The organism is Rothia sp. HMSC076D04 (assembly GCF_001814645.1).
GTDB classification, from domain to species: Bacteria; Actinomycetota; Actinomycetes; order Actinomycetales; family Micrococcaceae; genus Rothia; species Rothia mucilaginosa.
In genome coordinates this window covers 261,084-277,555 of record NZ_KV817370.1, presented here as the reverse complement: position 1 = coordinate 277,555, position 16,472 = coordinate 261,084, and the positions used below count along the sequence as shown (strand labels likewise).

15 protein-coding genes and 1 tRNA gene are annotated in these 16,472 nt (G+C 59.8%); 11 read left to right on the top strand and 5 right to left on the bottom strand.

Annotation, left to right across the window (positions count from 1 at the left end; genetic code table 11):
* Nucleotides 1–187: 187 nt before the first annotated feature.
* From HMPREF2980_RS07355 to HMPREF2980_RS09345, 4 genes are all read left to right on the top strand, one after another.
* Nucleotides 188–919, top strand: a complete 732-nt coding sequence (locus tag HMPREF2980_RS07355; protein WP_049349165.1) for a demethylmenaquinone methyltransferase — start codon at nt 188–190, stop codon at nt 917–919.
* Nucleotides 920–973: 54 nt separating this feature from the next.
* Complete coding sequence (locus HMPREF2980_RS07350) at nt 974–2,035, top strand: polyprenyl synthetase family protein (RefSeq protein WP_049356287.1); 1,062 nt, start codon at nt 974–976, stop codon at nt 2,033–2,035.
* A 380-nt stretch (nt 2,036–2,415) separates the two neighbouring features.
* Nucleotides 2,416–3,999 carry a sodium-dependent transporter gene (locus HMPREF2980_RS07345; protein ID WP_049353378.1) on the top strand — a complete coding sequence of 528 codons (1,584 nt, stop codon included), beginning with the start codon at nt 2,416–2,418 and terminating at the stop codon, nt 3,997–3,999.
* A gap of 8 nt (nt 4,000–4,007) precedes the next feature.
* Complete coding sequence (locus tag HMPREF2980_RS09345) at nt 4,008–4,151, top strand: methionine/alanine import family NSS transporter small subunit (protein WP_005508316.1); 144 nt, start codon at nt 4,008–4,010, stop codon at nt 4,149–4,151.
* A gap of 114 nt (nt 4,152–4,265) precedes the next feature.
* On the opposite strand, the gene rarD is transcribed toward HMPREF2980_RS09345, so the two are convergent.
* Together rarD and HMPREF2980_RS07335 are read right to left on the bottom strand one after the other, a co-directional pair.
* Nucleotides 4,266–5,237, bottom strand: a complete 972-nt coding sequence (rarD, locus tag HMPREF2980_RS07340; protein ID WP_049349172.1) for an EamA family transporter RarD — start codon at nt 5,235–5,237, stop codon at nt 4,266–4,268.
* Nucleotides 5,238–5,425: 188 nt separating this feature from the next.
* Entirely contained in the window at nt 5,426–6,763 is a 1,338-nt protein-coding gene (locus HMPREF2980_RS07335; RefSeq protein ID WP_049353377.1) for a DUF6882 domain-containing protein, read from the bottom strand.
* Nucleotides 6,764–7,043: 280 nt separating this feature from the next.
* Between HMPREF2980_RS07335 and HMPREF2980_RS07330 the strand changes: the two genes are divergently transcribed.
* Entirely contained in the window at nt 7,044–8,378 is a 1,335-nt protein-coding gene (locus HMPREF2980_RS07330) for an SseB family protein (protein ID WP_049338047.1), read from the top strand.
* Nucleotides 8,379–8,492: 114 nt separating this feature from the next.
* Here the strand turns inward: HMPREF2980_RS07330 and HMPREF2980_RS07325 are convergent, their stop codons facing one another.
* The gene (locus HMPREF2980_RS07325; protein ID WP_070629953.1) at nt 8,493–9,083 is read right to left on the bottom strand and encodes a Fur family transcriptional regulator; all 591 of its coding nucleotides are present in this window, start codon (nt 9,081–9,083) and stop codon (nt 8,493–8,495) included.
* 194 nt (nt 9,084–9,277) lie between these two features.
* Between HMPREF2980_RS07325 and HMPREF2980_RS07320 the strand changes: the two genes are divergently transcribed.
* Nucleotides 9,278–9,541, top strand: coding sequence for a hypothetical protein (locus tag HMPREF2980_RS07320; protein ID WP_005504804.1), 264 nt, complete (start codon nt 9,278–9,280; stop codon nt 9,539–9,541).
* Nucleotides 9,542–9,680: 139 nt separating this feature from the next.
* On the top strand, nt 9,681–10,565 hold the full coding sequence (gene htpX, locus HMPREF2980_RS07315) for a zinc metalloprotease HtpX (RefSeq protein ID WP_070691061.1): 885 nt from the start codon (nt 9,681–9,683) through the stop codon (nt 10,563–10,565).
* Nucleotides 10,566–10,768: 203 nt separating this feature from the next.
* Here htpX and HMPREF2980_RS07310 read toward each other — a convergent pair whose 3' ends face one another.
* Nucleotides 10,769–11,260 carry a YajQ family cyclic di-GMP-binding protein gene (locus HMPREF2980_RS07310; protein ID WP_005508322.1) on the bottom strand — a complete coding sequence of 164 codons (492 nt, stop codon included), beginning with the start codon at nt 11,258–11,260 and terminating at the stop codon, nt 10,769–10,771.
* A gap of 141 nt (nt 11,261–11,401) precedes the next feature.
* Between HMPREF2980_RS07310 and HMPREF2980_RS07305 the strand changes: the two genes are divergently transcribed.
* The 3 genes from HMPREF2980_RS07305 to HMPREF2980_RS07295 all read left to right on the top strand — a co-directional run bounded on the left by HMPREF2980_RS07305 (nt 11,402) and on the right by HMPREF2980_RS07295 (nt 12,885).
* Nucleotides 11,402–11,788: a hypothetical protein gene (locus HMPREF2980_RS07305; RefSeq protein WP_049353818.1), complete on the top strand. Its 387-nt coding sequence runs from the start codon at nt 11,402–11,404 to the stop codon at nt 11,786–11,788.
* A gap of 255 nt (nt 11,789–12,043) precedes the next feature.
* A tRNA-Tyr gene (locus HMPREF2980_RS07300) sits at nt 12,044–12,125 on the top strand.
* 382 nt (nt 12,126–12,507) lie between these two features.
* The gene (locus HMPREF2980_RS07295; RefSeq protein ID WP_005504813.1) at nt 12,508–12,885 is read left to right on the top strand and encodes a thioredoxin family protein; all 378 of its coding nucleotides are present in this window, start codon (nt 12,508–12,510) and stop codon (nt 12,883–12,885) included.
* A 96-nt stretch (nt 12,886–12,981) separates the two neighbouring features.
* On the opposite strand, the gene HMPREF2980_RS07290 is transcribed toward HMPREF2980_RS07295, so the two are convergent.
* Nucleotides 12,982–14,259, bottom strand: coding sequence for a DNA-3-methyladenine glycosylase family protein (locus HMPREF2980_RS07290; RefSeq protein ID WP_246823703.1), 1,278 nt, complete (start codon nt 14,257–14,259; stop codon nt 12,982–12,984).
* 223 nt (nt 14,260–14,482) lie between these two features.
* Here HMPREF2980_RS07290 and HMPREF2980_RS07285 point away from each other — a divergent pair, with 223 nt between their 5' ends.
* The gene (locus tag HMPREF2980_RS07285; protein WP_070691056.1) at nt 14,483–16,327 is read left to right on the top strand and encodes a DUF2079 domain-containing protein; all 1,845 of its coding nucleotides are present in this window, start codon (nt 14,483–14,485) and stop codon (nt 16,325–16,327) included.
* Nucleotides 16,328–16,472 lie beyond the last annotated feature (145 nt).

Sequence of the window (16,472 nt, the reverse complement as noted above, 5' to 3'; positions counted from 1 at the left end):
ATGCAAGCACATACATAAATATTCATAAATTTTTGCTGAATATGCATAAATCAACCCTTAAAGAGTGAATAAAACCCCGTCTGAACGACTCAAAAACCTTCACGGCACGCCCCTTAGCACGCCACATGATGCAACTACGGTTCACCCAACTATCGAATCCCCTAACCTCCATGCCACAATTGAGAGCGTGAACGCAGAGAAGAACACCCGCGCAACCCGCGCAACCCTAGACAAGAAAACCAGCGACATCGCCGCCATGTTCGATACCGTAGCCGAACGCTACGACCTCATGAACGGCATCCTCTCCCTCGGCCAGCACATCTACTGGCGCAAGCAGGCAGTCGCAGCCGTCGACGCGCACCCCGGCCAGAAAGTGCTGGACGTAGCCGCAGGTACCGGCGTCTCCTCCGAACCCTTCGCCGACGCCGGTGTGGACGTCATCGCAGCAGACCTCTCCGAAGGCATGCTGGATGTGGGCCGCCGCCGTCGCCCCGACATGACCTTCGTGCAGGCAGACGTCACAGCCCTACCCTTCGACGACGAAACCTTCGACGCAGTGACCATGTCCTACGGCCTGCGCAACGTCGCAAACTACCCCAAAGCGCTGAGCGAAATCTACCGCGTGCTCAAGCCCGGCGGACGCATCGTCATCCTCGAGTTCTCCACCCCGACCTTCGCCCCCTTCGGCGCGGTCTACAAGAACTACATCATGAAGGCGATTCCGCCGATTGCCCGCGCAATCTCCTCCAACCCCGAATCCTACGAATACCTCGCCGAGTCCATCATCGCCTGGCCCAACCAGCAGGAACTGGCGCAGAAGTTCAAGGAGGCGGGCTTCACCTCCGTGCAGTACCGCAACCTCACCGGCGGCATCGTCGCCATTCACCGCGGTTTCAAGCCTGAAGCACACAACGCATAGACACCGCGTTCACACACCACCGAAGACACCAACACCAAGAAGATAGAAGACACTGTGAGCAACGCAGAGCAGCCCATTGCCGCAACCGACCTGCTGGGAGACCTCGACCTGAAGCTTCCTGCAGGCTTCGAACTCATCGCCGCAGACCCCAAGCTGGGTCCGCAGATTCTTTCCTCCCTCGCGCGTATTGAGGAGCGCCTGGCAGAAGCCATCGCACAGACCGATCACCTGGCGGATGTTGCATCCCGCCACCTGCTCTCCGCGGGCGGCAAGCGTGTGCGTCCCCTGCTGGCGCTGCTCTCGGCAGCTGTCGACGGCGAAATCAACGACGAGGTTATCGAGGCCGCCGTGGTCGTTGAGCTGACTCACCTGGCAACCCTCTACCACGACGATGTTATGGACGACGCCCCCAAGCGCCGTGGTGTGGACAGCGCCCAGATGATTTGGGGCAACTCCGTCGCCATTCTCACCGGTGACCTGATCTTCTCCCGCGCATCCCTGCTGGTCTCCGAGCTGGGTACCCGCCCCATGAAGATTCAGTCCCAGACCTTTGAGCGTCTGGTGCTCGGTCAGCTCTTTGAGACCACCGGCCCCCGCGAGGGCCAGGACCTGCTCGACCACTACATCGCGGTCATTGAGGGTAAGACCGGTTCCCTGATTGCCGCTGCCGGTGAGTACGGCTCCCTGCTTTCGGGCGCTTCCGAAGACGTCATCTCCATGGTCAAGGCGTACGGCGAGCTGGTCGGCGTGGCATTCCAGCTGGCTGACGACGTGATTGACATTGTGAGCGACGGCAAGACCAGCGGTAAGACCCGCGGCACCGACCTGCGCGAGGGCGTGCCGACCCTGCCGACCATCCTGCTGGACCGCGCGGTAGCCGCCGGCGACGAATCTGCTATTGCTGTTCGCGCCCTGCTGGATGCAGACCTCAGCTCCGACGAGGCTCTGGAGACCGCTGTGGAGGCGCTCGCCGCCCACCCGGTCACCCAGGAAGCATGGCAGATTGCTTACGACTGGGCGGACCGCGCGATTGCCGCGATTGCTCCGTTGCCCGAGTCCACCGCGAAGGCTGCGCTGGAGTCCTTCGCTCACGCTGTGGTTCACCGCGAGGGCTAAAATGCCTCACCACGTAACGTGTGCGCTGGCGTAAGCGCTGATGCGTCTCATACTTCAAAACCCCCGCTGAATCCAGTCAGATTCAGCGGGGGTTTTCTGCATTATGGCTAGTCAGTACCGGTTTTCAGGGCAGGTATGAGCGGGTGCCCTGTCCCGCATAGTTCCGTATGCTGGGGTCTCCTTGACCGCTATATGCCTTTAAGGTAATCCTTATAGGCATGCCTGAGGCGCACATCCACCCTTCAGACGTTTGACGGCTTCCACGCCCACCCCGTGTTGGAGAGCCGTTTACTATTTCTGGACGCGAGCAGAGCCCACCACTCCGACGGGTTATTCTCGCACCAACCATCCGCGTCCCCACACATTCGAGGTTTACAACTATGGGAGCATCTACCCCTAAGGCGCCCACGAAGCGCGAAGGCTTCTCTAGCCGTCGCGTCTTTATCTTTGCCGCCATCGGTTCTGCTGTTGGTCTGGGCAATATTTGGCGTTTCCCCTACATCGCATTTGATAACGGCGGCGGCGCCTTCATGATTCCCTATATTGTCGCCCTGCTGACCGCCGGTCTGACCTTCCTGTTCTTTGACTACGCAATCGGTCACCGTGCGCGTGCGTCGTCCCCGCTGGCTTTCCGCCGTCTGAACCGTAAGACCGAGTTCATTGGCTGGTGGCACATGGGTATCAACTTTGTCATCGCTATCTACTACGCCGCTATTGTGGCGTGGGCTCTGCGTTACATGGTTTTCTCCTTCACCAATGAGTGGGGCGATAACCCGAAGGCGTTCTTCCAGGGCGAGTTCTTGAAGGTCGCAAAGGATCCCGGCGTCTCCCTGGACTTCAACATGAACATCCTGATTCCCATGGTTCTGGTGTGGGGCGTTCTGCTCGCTGTGATGGCTCTGGGTGTTCAGAAGGGCGTGGGCGCAGCCAACATTATCTTCATCCCGCTGCTGCTGGTCATGTTCGTTGGTTTGGTGATTTACTCGCTGACCCTGCCCGGCGCTGTGGACGGTCTGAACGCTCTGTTCACCCCCAGCTGGGACTCCCTGGCTAACCCGGACGTGTGGGTTGCTGCGTACGGCCAGATTTTCTTCTCGCTGTCCATTGGCTTCGGCATTATGGTCACCTACTCTTCCTACCTGAAGCCTAAGACTGACTTGACCGGTTCCGGTGCTGTGGTTGGTTTCGCGAACTCCGGTTTCGAGCTTCTTGCTGGTATTGGTGTGTTCGCTGCTCTGGGCTTCATGGCTCAGGCTGCTGGCACCCAGGTGAGCGAGGTTGCGACCAGCGGTATTGGTCTGGCGTTCATCGCGTTCCCGACCATTATTTCTCAGGCGCCCGGCGGCGTGCTGATTGGTATCCTCTTCTTCGGTTCCCTGCTTTTTGCTGGTTTCACCTCCCTCATTTCGATTCTTGAGGTGATTATCGCCGGTATTCAGGACAAGTTCGCGACTTCCCGTCTGGCGTCCACCATACTGGTGATTGTTCCGATGGCTCTGATTTCGCTGCTGCTGATGCCGACCACTACCGGCCTGTACGTGCTGGATATTCTCGATAACTTCGTGAACCTCTTCGGTATTCTGGCTGCCGGCCTGTGCGCCATTATCGTGGTTGCATACGTGGTGCGTGCTCTGCCCGCTCTGGCTGAGCACCTGAACCGCTACTCTTCCATCAAGGTCGGCAAGATCTGGATGGGTCTGCTGGCTGTCGTGACTCCGCTGGTTCTGGGTTACTCTCTGATTCAGAGCGTTATCAAGCTGATTGCGACCCCGTATGAGGGTTACCCTGCGGATCTGCTGGCGATTTTCGGTTGGGGTATGAGCGCACTGCTTCTGGTTGGTGCGATCGTTGTTTCTCTTCTGCCCTGGTCGAAGAAGTCTCGTGCGGCTGAAGAGCCGCCGGCACCTCCGGTGATTTCCGGTCAGGTGGAGCACGGCCACGTTGATTCGACTATTACCCGTTAGGAGCCCTCATGTCTATCTCCGCAATTGTGATGCTCATTGTGGCAATCCTGATCATTTGGGGTGGCCTGGGTTTGGCTCTGCTGAACCTGCACCGTCATCCGGATCTGGATGCTCTCGATGCTGCTGCTGAAGCTCAGGGGTCTGAGCTTTAGCGTGTGAACGCGACATAAAGTGATGCCCCGCAGGCTAACGTCTGCGGGGCATCACTTTGTTGTATGCGGGAGTGTATTTTGTGCGGGACAGTGTTTTAGCCGGGTTGGGGAGAGCTACTTGCTCTGTACGTCTTCAGCTTTTACGAGCGGGATCATGCCGGTTTCCGGGTCGGACAGCGCGGAGGCGCGGTAGGAGCGGGAGGCACGCACCGCATCCACGGTGAAAATGATGAGCGCAATCCAGATGAGGCTCAGACCCAGCACCTTATCGGCGCTCATCTGCTCGTGCAGAACGGTCAGCGCCAGAACAAATTGGATGGTCGGGCCCAGGTACTGCACCATGCCAATGACTGACAGCGGTAGCGCCTTGGTTGCCGCCGCAAAGAGCATGAGGGGCACAACGGTGACCACGCCGGTGGATGCGAGAAGCCAGAAGTGCCCGGCACCTTCGCTGAAGAGGGTCATTTGTCCCTGAGCATTGAGCACAAAGAGGGCGGCAATGCCGAAGGGCGCCAGAATCAGAGTTTCGAGAGAGAGTGAAACGATGGGGCTCACGTCGTGGGCTACGCGTGCCTTGAGCAGGCCGTAGATGCCGAAGGAGAACGCCAGGCCCAGACCCGTCCAGGGCACCTGACCATAGATGAGGCTCATCATCAGCACCGCGATACATGAAATTGCGACGGATACCCACTGCGCGGCGCGCAGGCGCTCCTGCAGGAAAATCACGCCCAGCACCACGGAGACCAGCGGGTTAATGAAATATCCCAGGGACGCATCAATCGTGTGACCGCTGGTTGTTGCCATCACGTAGATAAGCCAGTTCGCGCAGATGAGGAACGATGCCGCCGTCAGTACCAGCATGATGCGGCGATCCTTGAGGGCGCGGCGGAAGTCCGCGGTTGCCCGCACAATCGGTAGTAGCAGGGCGCAGAAAATGAGGGAGAAGACCACTCGCGCCACCACAATCTCAATCGGTCCTGCCGGCGCCATCAGCACAAAATACAGGGGGAGCAGACCCCAAATGATGTAGGTGCCGATGATGGTGATAAACCCGTTGCGGGTGGTGTGCTTCTGCGTTTCTGACATGGTTTCGTCTGACCTGATTCTTCGGTTACGTTCTTCTAAGCTATTCATCGGGATGCGCCGGCTGGGTATCCACACAGGTTTCGATGCGCGCACACTACTGTACCCGATACAGGGTGCAGCATACGCTATAGATGCCTCAGGCGCGGTACCACGAGGATACCGCGCCTGAGGAGTGCTGCGTATTCGGTTTAGAGGCCGAAGAAGCGGGAGAAGAAGCCCTTCTTCTTGGGCTGCTCTGCCTCGCGGCGTGCAGTTTCTTCCTGCTCGCGGCGGGCTGCCTCTTCGTGCTCTGCCTGCAGGTCGGGAGCTGCGCCAGCGTTGCGGATGGGCTCCACGTGCTGCTCTTCGTATTCTGCTGCGGGCTGCTCGGCCTCTGCGGGCTGCTCAGCTACAGTCTCAACGGCGACCGGCTCCTCAGCGTACTCTGCGGAAGCCTCAACGGTCTCGTACTCGGGCTGCTCGGCGCCGATGGACTCGTCAGTGTAGACGCGAGCCTGCTCGGTCTCCTCTGCCTCGTACTCGCCGGGCAGGGTCTCCACGGTGACCAAGCCGGGCTCTGCGTACTCTGCCGGCTCCTGATCGAAGGGAGCCTCGTCGGCAGGGTAGAGGTTCTCGGTGCTCTCGACGCCGGGTACCTCGGTCTCTGCGACCGGTGCGTGCTCGGCGATCTCGACCGCGCGCTCAGCTTCGGCCTCGGCACGTGCGGCGGCGCGTTCTGCTGCCTCCTGCTCGCGCTGTGCGTTCTGAGCGGCTGCCTCTGCGGCTGCCACGCGCTCAATCTCGGCGCGCAGTGCGGCGAGGGATTCGCGACGCTGTGCGGCAGCGGCTGCGCACTGCTCCAGAACCTCGGGGCCAACCTGGGGCTCAGCCTGCTCGATGCCGCTGATGCGACCCTCGTCGAACCACAGGCGCAGGGCACCGTCGGTTGCGGTCAGCACGGCGGTTGCCTCGGTGTCCCAGGCGATGTGGAAGCCGCGCTGCTGAGCGTAGGAGTCCACCGCCAGAACCTGGTTGTGGATTTCTTCGCTCTGCAGGGTCTTCGCGATTACGCGACCGATACCCTTGTAGGTCGGGGCCTCGAGGGTCAGCTCGGCACCCTCCAGCAGGGTCCATGCGCGCACGCCAGCGCCCGCGGGCAGCGGGTAGTGTGCGTACAGGCCGCTGATGGTCTTGGTTGCCAGGGTCAGGCGGCGTGCCAGGGACTCGGAGAGGGGCAGCTCGTCGGTGGTCAGTTCGGCCAGGCCGTCACGCTCACCGGTTTCGCGCGCCTGAATAGCAGCGGAAACAACGGAGTCGGGGAAGTAGCCCAGCTGCTGCCAAGACCAAATCCAAGTACCGCGGTTCTCAGATTCAGTGCCCAGCAGATGCGGCTTGAGCGAGAGCGGGGGAGTGGTCTCAAAGTCCAGAGACTGGGAGGTGAAATCCACGTTCCACTCGGAGGTACCCACGAGCTCGGCGAGTCGAGCCTGGTACTCGGTGGAGATAAAGATCGATGCGTCGATAAGGTCCTGCAGAGAATTCGTCATGCTTCAAGATTATCAACCTTTTAGCGTTCACTATGCCGTGTATCCCCGGTTTTAGTGTGTGCTTTAGGCGTATTGGGCTCTAAGGCGCCTGATTGAGCCGTATCCAAGAGCTCCGAGGGAGAGATAGAGCATATATCTTTCGGCGTAAACTATCTGCGTGGAGTGCCTGTGTTCGTTAGAATCGAAGAGACGGCTTCTTCCGGCACCCTGTAAGCCGACACTACGACCGAACACGGATGCCTCCAGCCGCGCCGTATTCACACTCAAGGATGTATGAACTATGACTGAACCCCGCCTCGCCGAGACGAGTAGCCGCGCCGCGCGCATCCAGGATGCGCTGAACAACATTGGAAGCTGGCTGCTGGATGTCGTTAGTGTTGACCCCGGCTGGAGTGAAATGGTGCTGGACGTCAAGCCTCTGGCAGGTCAGATTTTTGTGCGTGTGCGTGAATTCCGCGACGGTGAAGAGTTCATTGGCACCATCGGCCCGCTCAAGGACGGCTCGCCCATTATTGCTGAGGTTCGTAAGCTGCAGCGTGCCGCCTACGACGGTAACCGCGGCACCTGGTTCACCGCCTCCATTGTGGTGGCGGCAACCGGCTGGCCGAACCCGCAGTTCAGCGTGGGTGCCTCCTATAACCGTGACGATGAGCCCGCCAGCTGGAAGAATGAAGGCACCCTGACCGCGACCGACGTGCGTGAGCACCTGACTGAGTTCCCGCGTGACGCGTCGCGTATCCCCGCCTGGGCTCGTGAACGTATGGAGGGTCGCGCCCGCCACTCTGCCGCCGCGGCGCTGTCTTCGAGCGAGCACGAGATTCCGAACCCCTACCTGGTCGCCGCTCTTGAGACGTTCCGTAACGATGTGCAGGAGCGAACCCTCATTAACGTGGTTCGCACGATGCTCGGCGGCGACGTTCTACTGGATGCGACCGGTTCCCTGCTGATTCCGTCTGAGACCGACCCGATGGGCCCCGAGTCGGTGCTGACCCACCAGGTCATTCGTATGCCCGAGACCGGTATGCAGGCGCTGTGCGTGTTCTCCTCCTCCGAGCACATTGGCAAGAGCTACGTGCGTCAGGAGTCCGAGGGCGACGAGTTGATTCTGCGCGAACCGGCGATGAAGGTCTTTATCGATTTCCTCGGCAACGAGGCGCTGGACCTGATTGTGGTTGACCCCGGCACCGACCACGAGTGCTACATTGAGCGCGCTCAGGTGCAGTGGATTGTCACTTCGCCCCGTAACGACGGCGCGAAGATGGCGCTGACCCAGGACAACATGCAGATGCTACTCGGCTCGCTGGTGTCCCCGGCGTCCGTGCTGCTGGTGGGTGTTGACCCGGCTGACCCGTCCGGTACCTCTTTCGTCTTTGACCCGGATGAGAACGGCAACCCGCAGAGTCTGCTGGTGTTCACTTCGCCCATTGAGATTGCGGCACTGGATCCGCATATTGAGGTGCGTTCGGCGAACGCCCTGGATATTCTGCGTTACGCCCTGGAGATTGGTGCTCCGAGCGTGAAGGTGAACGCGATTAACCCCTCCACGGTGTTGACCGCGGCGCAGATTCGCGAGCTGCTGGAGATTGTGGGCTCTCAGCCCCGCATGGGTGCCTAAGCTCCTGCATTAAATAACTTAAACCGTTGAGGCGGCGACACTACTCGTGTCGCCGCCTCAACGGTTTAAAAGCTCTCATGACCGAGCCTGCCCGAGACTCCCGGGGCTATAGGGTTATGCCGCCAGGATGCGCGTTGCCGCTTCCTGCTGGGTGCGGGCGAGTGCCGCCTCCTGCTCGGTCTGGCAGTCTACACATACGCCCTGGTAGAGCACGTCTGCGCTGAAAAGTGCCATGCCGTGAAAATCGCTGGGGGTCAGGCAGGGTGCGGAGCCGACCGCGCAGTCCACGTCTTCGACCTTGCCGCAGCGTACGCAGAAGGCGTGGTGGTGGTTGTCGCCCGTGCGGGTTTCGTAGAGGGCGGGGGTTCCCGGCGGCTCAAACTTACGCAGCAGGTCGATATCAGTCAGGTCGGCAAGAATCACGTAGACGGACTGGACCGTAATGGCGGGGATGCGCTCGCGGACTGCCTGCACGATGGTGTCGGCGGTGGAGTGCGGGTGTTCCTGCACTGCGTGGAGTACGGCGAGGCGTTGCTTGGTGACGCGGCGGCCCCTGGCGCGCAGCCCGGTGGTCCATGCTTCTTCGAGCTGTTCAGGGCTCATTGCGGAGAGCATGGGCAGGCCGGTGGTGTGGGCGCAACCGGTGTTGTGATGGTCTGGGCTCTGGGTCTTCTTCGTATCGGAGGTTGTCTTTGCGTCGGTCATAGGTTTAAGTCTACACATTATTATGAGAAATTCATCATTATCTTATGAAAAACTCATAATAAGCCGGCAGGGCGTCCCTTTCATCCACTCTGTGGCGCCCCTCCTCGCCCCGGCCTCGGGTGTGAAGAGATGCCGTACAATCAAAGAACCTAGAGTAACCCGTACCGGCGATCACCATCAAGGAGGATAGGGTCATGGTGTACGACTTCACAAACCCCATCTACATTCTGCTGATGATTCTGCTCTTTGGTGTGCCCATCGTGACCCCGGTGATTTACGGTCAGTACCGTAGCACCACCACCGGCTTTGATCTGGAGGGGCAGCTGATGCTCGGTCTGCTCTTCATCCTTTTTCTGGGTGCTTACGGCACGATTCTTCTTCTGGGTATTTTCCCGACTGCTACGGCGCAGGTGCTGGAGCAGGTGCCCCTGGTGAATATCCCCGGCGCCATTCCCTAGTTCTTCTCGCGCTTTTAGCGTCTGGGTGACGCTCTGGGTGAATCCGCGCGCCATAAGGTGCGCCCGCGGGTGCTTGCACGTATTCTATAGAGTCAAGTACACGCTGTACGCACTGACCTAATTGTTCAGGAGGATACCCATGCACAGCCATAACAACGGACTGAAAACTGCCCTGTTGATGGGCTCCATGGTGGGCATGATGCTGCTTATCGGTGGCCTGCTTTCGGCGACTTTCCGCACCTCCATTTTTATCTGGGTTATGGGCCTGTTTAGCTTGGGTTCGGTCGCGTACACTTACCGGAACTCCGATAAGCTCGCCCTGCGCTCCATGAATGCGTACCCGGTGAGCCGTGAAGAGGTCCCGGTGCTCTACGACATTGTGGAGGAGCTTTCCTCCCGTGCGGGTCAGCCCATGCCTGCTCTTTACGTGGCGCCGACCATGACCCCGAATGCGTTCGCGACCGGTCGTAACCCGCAGAATGCGGCGGTGTGCTGCACCGAGGGTATTCTGCAGTTGCTGGATGAGCGCGAGATGCGCGGCGTGCTCGGCCACGAGCTCATGCACGTGTACAACCGCGATATCCTTACCTCCTCCGTGGCGGCGGGTATTGCCTCCATCATCGGTACTGTGGCTCAGTTCCTCTCGTTTGGCGCGATGTTCGGCGGATCCAACCGCGATGGTGAACGTTCCAACCCCCTCGCCATGTTCGTGGTTGCCATGCTGGCTCCCATTGCTACGCAGGTCATCCAGATGGCTATTAGCCGCACCCGTGAATTTGATGCCGATGAGGACGGCGCACGTTTGACCGGCGATCCGCTGGCTCTGGCCTCGGCACTGAACAAGCTGGAGAGCGGCGTGTCCATGTACCCGATGGACCCGAACAACCGCAATACCGAGGCGGCGAGCGCCATGATGATTGCGAACCCCTTCGGTTCGCTGAAGAACATGCTTTCGACTCACCCGCCGATGGATCAGCGTATTGCGCGCCTGCAGCAGCAGGCTCGTGAGATGGGTCAGTACTAAGTCTTTTCTCTGTTTGCACTATCCGGGTATGAATATGACCCGGCGTGACGATTGTGACCCGCGATGACGGGCCGGCAGACAAAAAATCCTCGGGGTGGCTACTGTGGAAGTGGCCACCCCGAGGATTTTTGTGTAGAAGATTTTACGTTTCGGCTTCTAACCGCCTCCCTCACCCATTGCTGGGCGGGGAGCCTCGCCTGAGTTTAGCGGTAGTTGACGAACTGCAGGTCAACCTCAAGGTCAGCGGACTTGAGCATTGCGATAACTTCCTGCAGGTCATCGCGGGACTTGGAGGAGACGCGCAGCTCATCGCCCTGGATGTTCGCCTTCACGCCCTTGGGGCCCTCTTCGCGAATCATCTTGGAGATCTTCTTCGCCTGGTCCTGCGCGATGCCTTCCTTGATGGAGCACTCGATGCGGGTTTCCTTGCCGGATGCGTAGGGCTTGCCGGAGTCCAGGGACTTCAGGGAGATGCCGCGCTTGACCAGCTTAGACTGGAAAACATCCAGTACTGCCAGGGCGCGCTCTTCGGCGTTTGCCTTGATGAGGATCTTGTCGCCGGAATAGTCGATTTCTGCACCAACGCCGCGGAAGTCGTAACGCTGGGAGATTTCCTTCTGCGCCTGGTGCAGTGCGTTGGAAACTTCCTGCTTGTCCACCTTGGACACAATGTCGAATGACGATTCGCTAGCCATGGGCTTTCCTTTCGTGAATGAGGTGCTACTGGCACCGGTTAGTACTAGCCTACCGGGTTGGGGCTCTTGTTCACAGCTAACTATCAGAATAACCGGCCTGTTTTACAGGCCACACTAACCTTTAAAGAGGACAATAGAAATATGACCATTCAGAACCTGTCCGTAACGGACGCACGCACGAGCGAGGAAGCTCGCGACCTGCAAACCCTCCTTTTCATCGACCTGCATACCTCTCTGGGTGCTGAGCCCGAGGGTATTCCTGAGGCGGAGCGTCTCAACGAATCTGACCACCACGAGATTCATCTTGATCTGCACGAGGAAGATGCTGAGCCTTCTCCCTTTGACGGTATTGGTATCACTCTGACGGAACCTTCGCTGGTGGCGCGTTTCCGTGGCGTTCGCCGTGACCTGGAGCGTGAGATTGCCGGCGACATGTGCACCGTGGAGCAGGCGCGCCGCTATCTGGAGCACCTGGAGATCGTGCTTCTGCTTGAGCAGGATGGCGATACTCCGTCCCGCTCTTTCTAAAGCTGCTGTAGGTGGTGGCTTTATTCATGAGGGCTTTATTCAATTAGGATGAGGGCGCGGGCGCTGCGATAGATATGCGCGGTAGATATGGATGTGCGGTGAGTGTGCGCTCTTGGCCTGTCAGTGACGAGAAACGATAAATATAGTCAAAAATATAACCTTCGTCACAAAACCCTATGTGAAGTGTACAAGTCCCTAAAACTGCTGTAGAGTAGTCTCTGTTCGCTTGAGCGAGCAACTAGCACCTAGCTAGGCGGCAGGTTACCCGAGCGGCCAAAGGGGGCTGACTGTAAATCAGCTGGCACTGCCTACGGGGGTTCGAATCCCTCACCTGCCACAAATAGCCCGGTTACGAAAGTAACCGGGCTTTTGTGTATCTAAAACCAGTTTCAAGGTGGCTCCCGCAGCTACCCTCCTGCCCAGCGGCTTTCCACCGCAGCGGTCTTCCGTGGATGCGCCCGTATTTTCCAGACGCCCGCGAGGGGCTTTCTTGCGGGAGGGGAGGGAGAGCTCACTCGGGGGGGCTTCGGTTGCCGGGGCGGGCGCCTCCAGTAGCAGATGCAGGGGTGTTCGCCAGAGTGTTCGCGACACACCCGTAAACCGGCTGAAACAGCCGCGAAAAGTATTTACTATGACGGCAATTTGTCATATCTTTCACAATGTTTGAATCCCAGGGCGAACAATTAGCGATTGGGGTCTTGAGGGTGTAGCTTTATCTCATGGCTACTATTGAAATTACTCAGCAGAACCTGACTGCTACCGTCGAGAGCAATGACATCGTCTTCCTGGACTTCTGGGCAGATTGGTGCGGTCCCTGCAAGCAGTTCTCCCCCGTCTACGAGGCGGCTTCGGAGAAGCACAGCGACATCGTTTTCGGCAAGGTTGACACCGAGGACCAGGGCCAGCTCGCTCAGGCAGCAGGCATCACCTCCATCCCCACCATCATGGGCTTCCGTGGCGGTATCCTGGTTTACCAGCAGGCCGGCGCACTGCGCGAAGACCAGCTGGAGACCGTGATTGGTTCGATCCGCGAGCTCGACATGGACAAGGTCCGTGCAGAAATCGCAGCAGCAGAGGGCTCTGCAGAGAAGAAGTAAGCTCACCACCACAAAAGAGCTTGAACGGGGCGCACCCGCCGGCACAACCGGCTGGGGCGCCCCGTCCCCTTTTAACCTCGTTAGGGTGCATGCGTGTTAGCGGTCGCGGTGATCTTCAATGGTCATGCGCGCCCCGAACCTCTGCTTTGAGAAGCCAGAAGCATGCATGAGCCGCACCAGACGCTGCCGATGCGGGCTGTAGGGTACCAGCAGGGCGAGCATACCCGCATCATCGGTGCGTTGACCGGTGAATAGCTCACCGACCGCGTGCGCCAGATGGTAGTCGCCCACGCTGATGGCATCTGGATGCCCGCACACACGCTGCAGAACCTCGGAAATACTCCACGGGCCCACGCCGCGCACAGTGTGCAGGCTCCGCGCCAGAAGCGCCACGTCGCCTTCTGCCGCAATGTTTTTCAGAGACTCGGCGGAACGAGCGTAAGCGTACACGGCATCGTAGCGGCTTTTATCAACGCCCGCCCGATGCCAATCCCAGGTGGGAATCGTCGCCAGGGTCCGGGCGCTTGGGTAGACGCGCATGCCTTCGGGCTGATGCCCCAACCCGGTCGATGGGGCGGGGGAGCCGTACTTTCGCAGAACCCAGCCTAAGGTTCTGAACGCTTCGGTCTGGGTGATGCGCTGCTCCACAATGGCGTTGAGCATCTGCCGGTCCAACTGCCCCGAGGCGCTGAGGCGGAGCCCCGGATTCTGCCGCCACGCCTGCTGAATACGCGGCGGAAGAGCCTCAAAAGAAGGCAGAGCGCCAAATTGCTCTGCGGGGTCGTGCAACCCCAGCCAATACGTCATTTCCTGCGCCAGCGCCTGAAGGTCGGCTCGCGCCTGCATCTGCTGATCTGCGGCACTATAAGAAACCCAGATGCGAATACGCACCGGGCGCATCAGCAGGCGATGCAGGGAGGGGAGAGACTCGGGAAGCTCGGCTGGCTGCGCCAAACGTTCGGCGTACAGCACCGCCGGGAACTCGTGAAACGGAGTGCGAGCCGTCACCCAGATTCGCTCGGCACCATCCGCGCGGCTCAGCGCACGATACGAAAGATCCTGAGCACCGCGGCGCAACGAACCCAAAGTCTGCGCCAACTGCACCGGAACATGCGGCTCAATCACAACCTCGCACGCCTCGGGAGCCAGGGCACCGGGAAGGGGCGAAGCGGCGGAGGAGAGAGTACGAATCTGAACGCGCGGCTGGTGAAGAACGGTAGGCTCCTGAAGAACATCCGTAAACGCCGGCGCATAGGGTACACCAGCTGCCGCCAAAGGGTGCCGGGCGCGCCGTGCACCCGCTGCCGGATGGCTACCGGGGGCCGCGCCGTCGGGGGTGACACTGCCGGGGGTTGAGGAAGGAAACGTACTCACCACACCAGTCTATGTGCCCAAACCGGGCAGTAGCATCCGGGGCAGATATTTGAGGGACAAGATACAAAAAGTGCAGGAAGGGCAGGTACGCCGCTAATGCGATACCCTAAAGGGTAGAGCGAGAACGAACGCAAACTCCGCCATCGGCACGACATAGGCGACGCGTTCCACCCGCTCTGTGGGCGCCTGTAGCCCGGACACGTACCCCGAGAGAAGGACGCCTATGGCAGCGGAAGCACACGAAGCATCCTCGAATACTGACGCACCTGAACAGAAGAACAGCACTGCCACCAGCGCGGGCAGTACTCAGCGCGCCAAGAAACAGCCGCGTCAGTCCCTCACCGAGCGCGTCAAGAGCATCCGCCCCCTCGAACTACTACCCGGTCTGTTGCTTGCCGCCGCCGTCATGGCGTTGTACACCTACTACTCGCTGCAACAGATGAAGCACTGGATTACCCCCTCCTGGGATCTAGCGATTTTTACCCAGATGGCACAGGCGTACTCGCACTTCTCCGTACCCATCGTGCCGATTAAGGGGCCCGACTTTAACCTCTGGGGTGACCACTTCCACCCGATTCTGGTGCTCCTGGGACCCGTCTACGCGTTGTTCCCCTCGCCGACCACGTTACTGGTCGTGCAGAACGCCCTGGTCGCCTTCGCAAGCTTCGCCATTGTGCGCTTCACTCAGCGTGCCTTCGCGCTCGCCCAAAAAACTGAAGATGCGCAGAAGAACGAACCTGCGCAGAATGCTCAGTCCGCAAAACTTCAGAGCGTCATCCCGACCCTCACCGGTCTGCTGCTCGGCGCCGGATTCGCCCTCAGCTTCGGCGTTCAGCAGGCTATCGCCGCCCAATTCCACGAAGTAGCCTTCGCCGTGCCGCTGCTTGCCATGAGCCTCGGTTACCTGGTGCTTGCCTCACGAGTGAGTGGCACCGAACGTGCCCGCTACCTCGCCTACGCTTGCTGGTGGTCCCTGCCCATTGCCTTCGTCAAAGAAGATATGGGTATTACTGTCGCAGCCATCGGCCTCATCATCTTTATCCGCACCGGCTGGTTGAGCACCGCTGTTGACATTCTGATGCCGCGCCTTTCCGCTGGTACTCCCGCCCCCATGCGTGCCCGCATGCAGCAGCTCTACTCCTCGTGGGCACGCACCCCCGCCGTCGCAGAATCCACCATGGTCATGATGTGGGGTGTGTTCTGGTCTGTCGTCGCCGTCTACGTGATTCTGCCCTACTTCAATAGCGGTGGAAACTTTGATTACGCCGACAAGGTGAACTTCTCCGCAGCCTTGGGCGACCCCTTCGGCTCAGCGTTGCAGATGCTCAGTAACAACACCAAGCTGGCAACCCTCGGACTGCTGCTCATTACCGGAGCTGTCCTCTGGGTGATTTCTCCGCTCGCGGCAATTGCCCTGCCGACCCTCGCCTGGCGTCTGCTCTCCACCATGGAATCCTACTGGGCAAGCACCTGGCACTACTCGCTCGTGCTCATGCCCGTCGTCTTCCTCGCCCTGCTCGACGCCGTCATGTGGATACGCTACGGAGTGGTTCCCGCTGCGATTCCGGCGCGTTTGGGCGCGCGCGCAGCCGATAGCGCCTCCGCGCAGGAACCTCAGACCAATACCGAGCCCGGCCGCCTCACCGCCACGGCACGCCGCATACCCGTATGGGCTCTACCCGCCGCGGCGCTCTTCCTTGCCGCCTCCCCGATTTTCGTGCCCGGCTCCCAGCAGCCCCTCGCGTCCCTGGGTAATGCGCAGTTCACCGCCTCCGCGCTGACTACGACTGACCAGATGAAGCAGGACGCCGTCCAGAAGGTACCTGAAGGGGTATCGGTCGCATCTGACCTGTCGATTCTGACCCAGCTGATTCCCGGTCGTACCGTCTACTGGATTGGTCACACCGGTGAGCCCGCCCCCGACTACGTGGTTATCGACCGCAGGAGCAACTCCTGGGGCGGCAACCCGCCGACCAACGCCGCACAGTACGCGGCCGACCGCTACGGCCATTCCTACGCTAAGTACGCGACCGTTGGCACGATTGATATTGTGCGCCGCGTAGACTAGCCTCTCGGTTCAGCGGCTCAATGAGCGCCCACCCCGCAAACGCTGGGGTGGGCGCTCGCATTTAAGAGATGAGGTTTTAAGCACCTTTTTATGACTCAAGTGGGGACCCTGCTGTACACTGGATAGAACACGGGAACCCCCGATG

Bases quoted from the DNA above. Each gene is read 5' to 3' on its own strand.
- HMPREF2980_RS07345 (WP_049353378.1), top strand. From the start codon at position 2,416: ATGGGAGCATCTACCCCTAAGGCGCCCACGAAGCGCGAAGGCTTCTCT.
- HMPREF2980_RS09345 (WP_005508316.1), top strand. From the start codon at position 4,008: ATGTCTATCTCCGCAATTGTGATGCTCATTGTGGCAATCCTGATCATT.
- rarD (WP_049349172.1), bottom strand. From the start codon at position 5,237: ATGTCAGAAACGCAGAAGCACACCACCCGCAACGGGTTTATCACCATC.
- HMPREF2980_RS07335 (WP_049353377.1), bottom strand. From the start codon at position 6,763: ATGACGAATTCTCTGCAGGACCTTATCGACGCATCGATCTTTATCTCC.
- HMPREF2980_RS07330 (WP_049338047.1), top strand. From the start codon at position 7,044: ATGACTGAACCCCGCCTCGCCGAGACGAGTAGCCGCGCCGCGCGCATC.
- HMPREF2980_RS07325 (WP_070629953.1), bottom strand. From the start codon at position 9,083: ATGACCGACGCAAAGACAACCTCCGATACGAAGAAGACCCAGAGCCCA.
- HMPREF2980_RS07320 (WP_005504804.1), top strand. From the start codon at position 9,278: ATGGTGTACGACTTCACAAACCCCATCTACATTCTGCTGATGATTCTG.
- htpX (WP_070691061.1), top strand. From the start codon at position 9,681: ATGCACAGCCATAACAACGGACTGAAAACTGCCCTGTTGATGGGCTCC.
- HMPREF2980_RS07310 (WP_005508322.1), bottom strand. From the start codon at position 11,260: ATGGCTAGCGAATCGTCATTCGACATTGTGTCCAAGGTGGACAAGCAG.
- HMPREF2980_RS07305 (WP_049353818.1), top strand. From the start codon at position 11,402: ATGACCATTCAGAACCTGTCCGTAACGGACGCACGCACGAGCGAGGAA.
- HMPREF2980_RS07295 (WP_005504813.1), top strand. From the start codon at position 12,508: ATGGCTACTATTGAAATTACTCAGCAGAACCTGACTGCTACCGTCGAG.
- HMPREF2980_RS07285 (WP_070691056.1), top strand. From the start codon at position 14,483: ATGGCAGCGGAAGCACACGAAGCATCCTCGAATACTGACGCACCTGAA.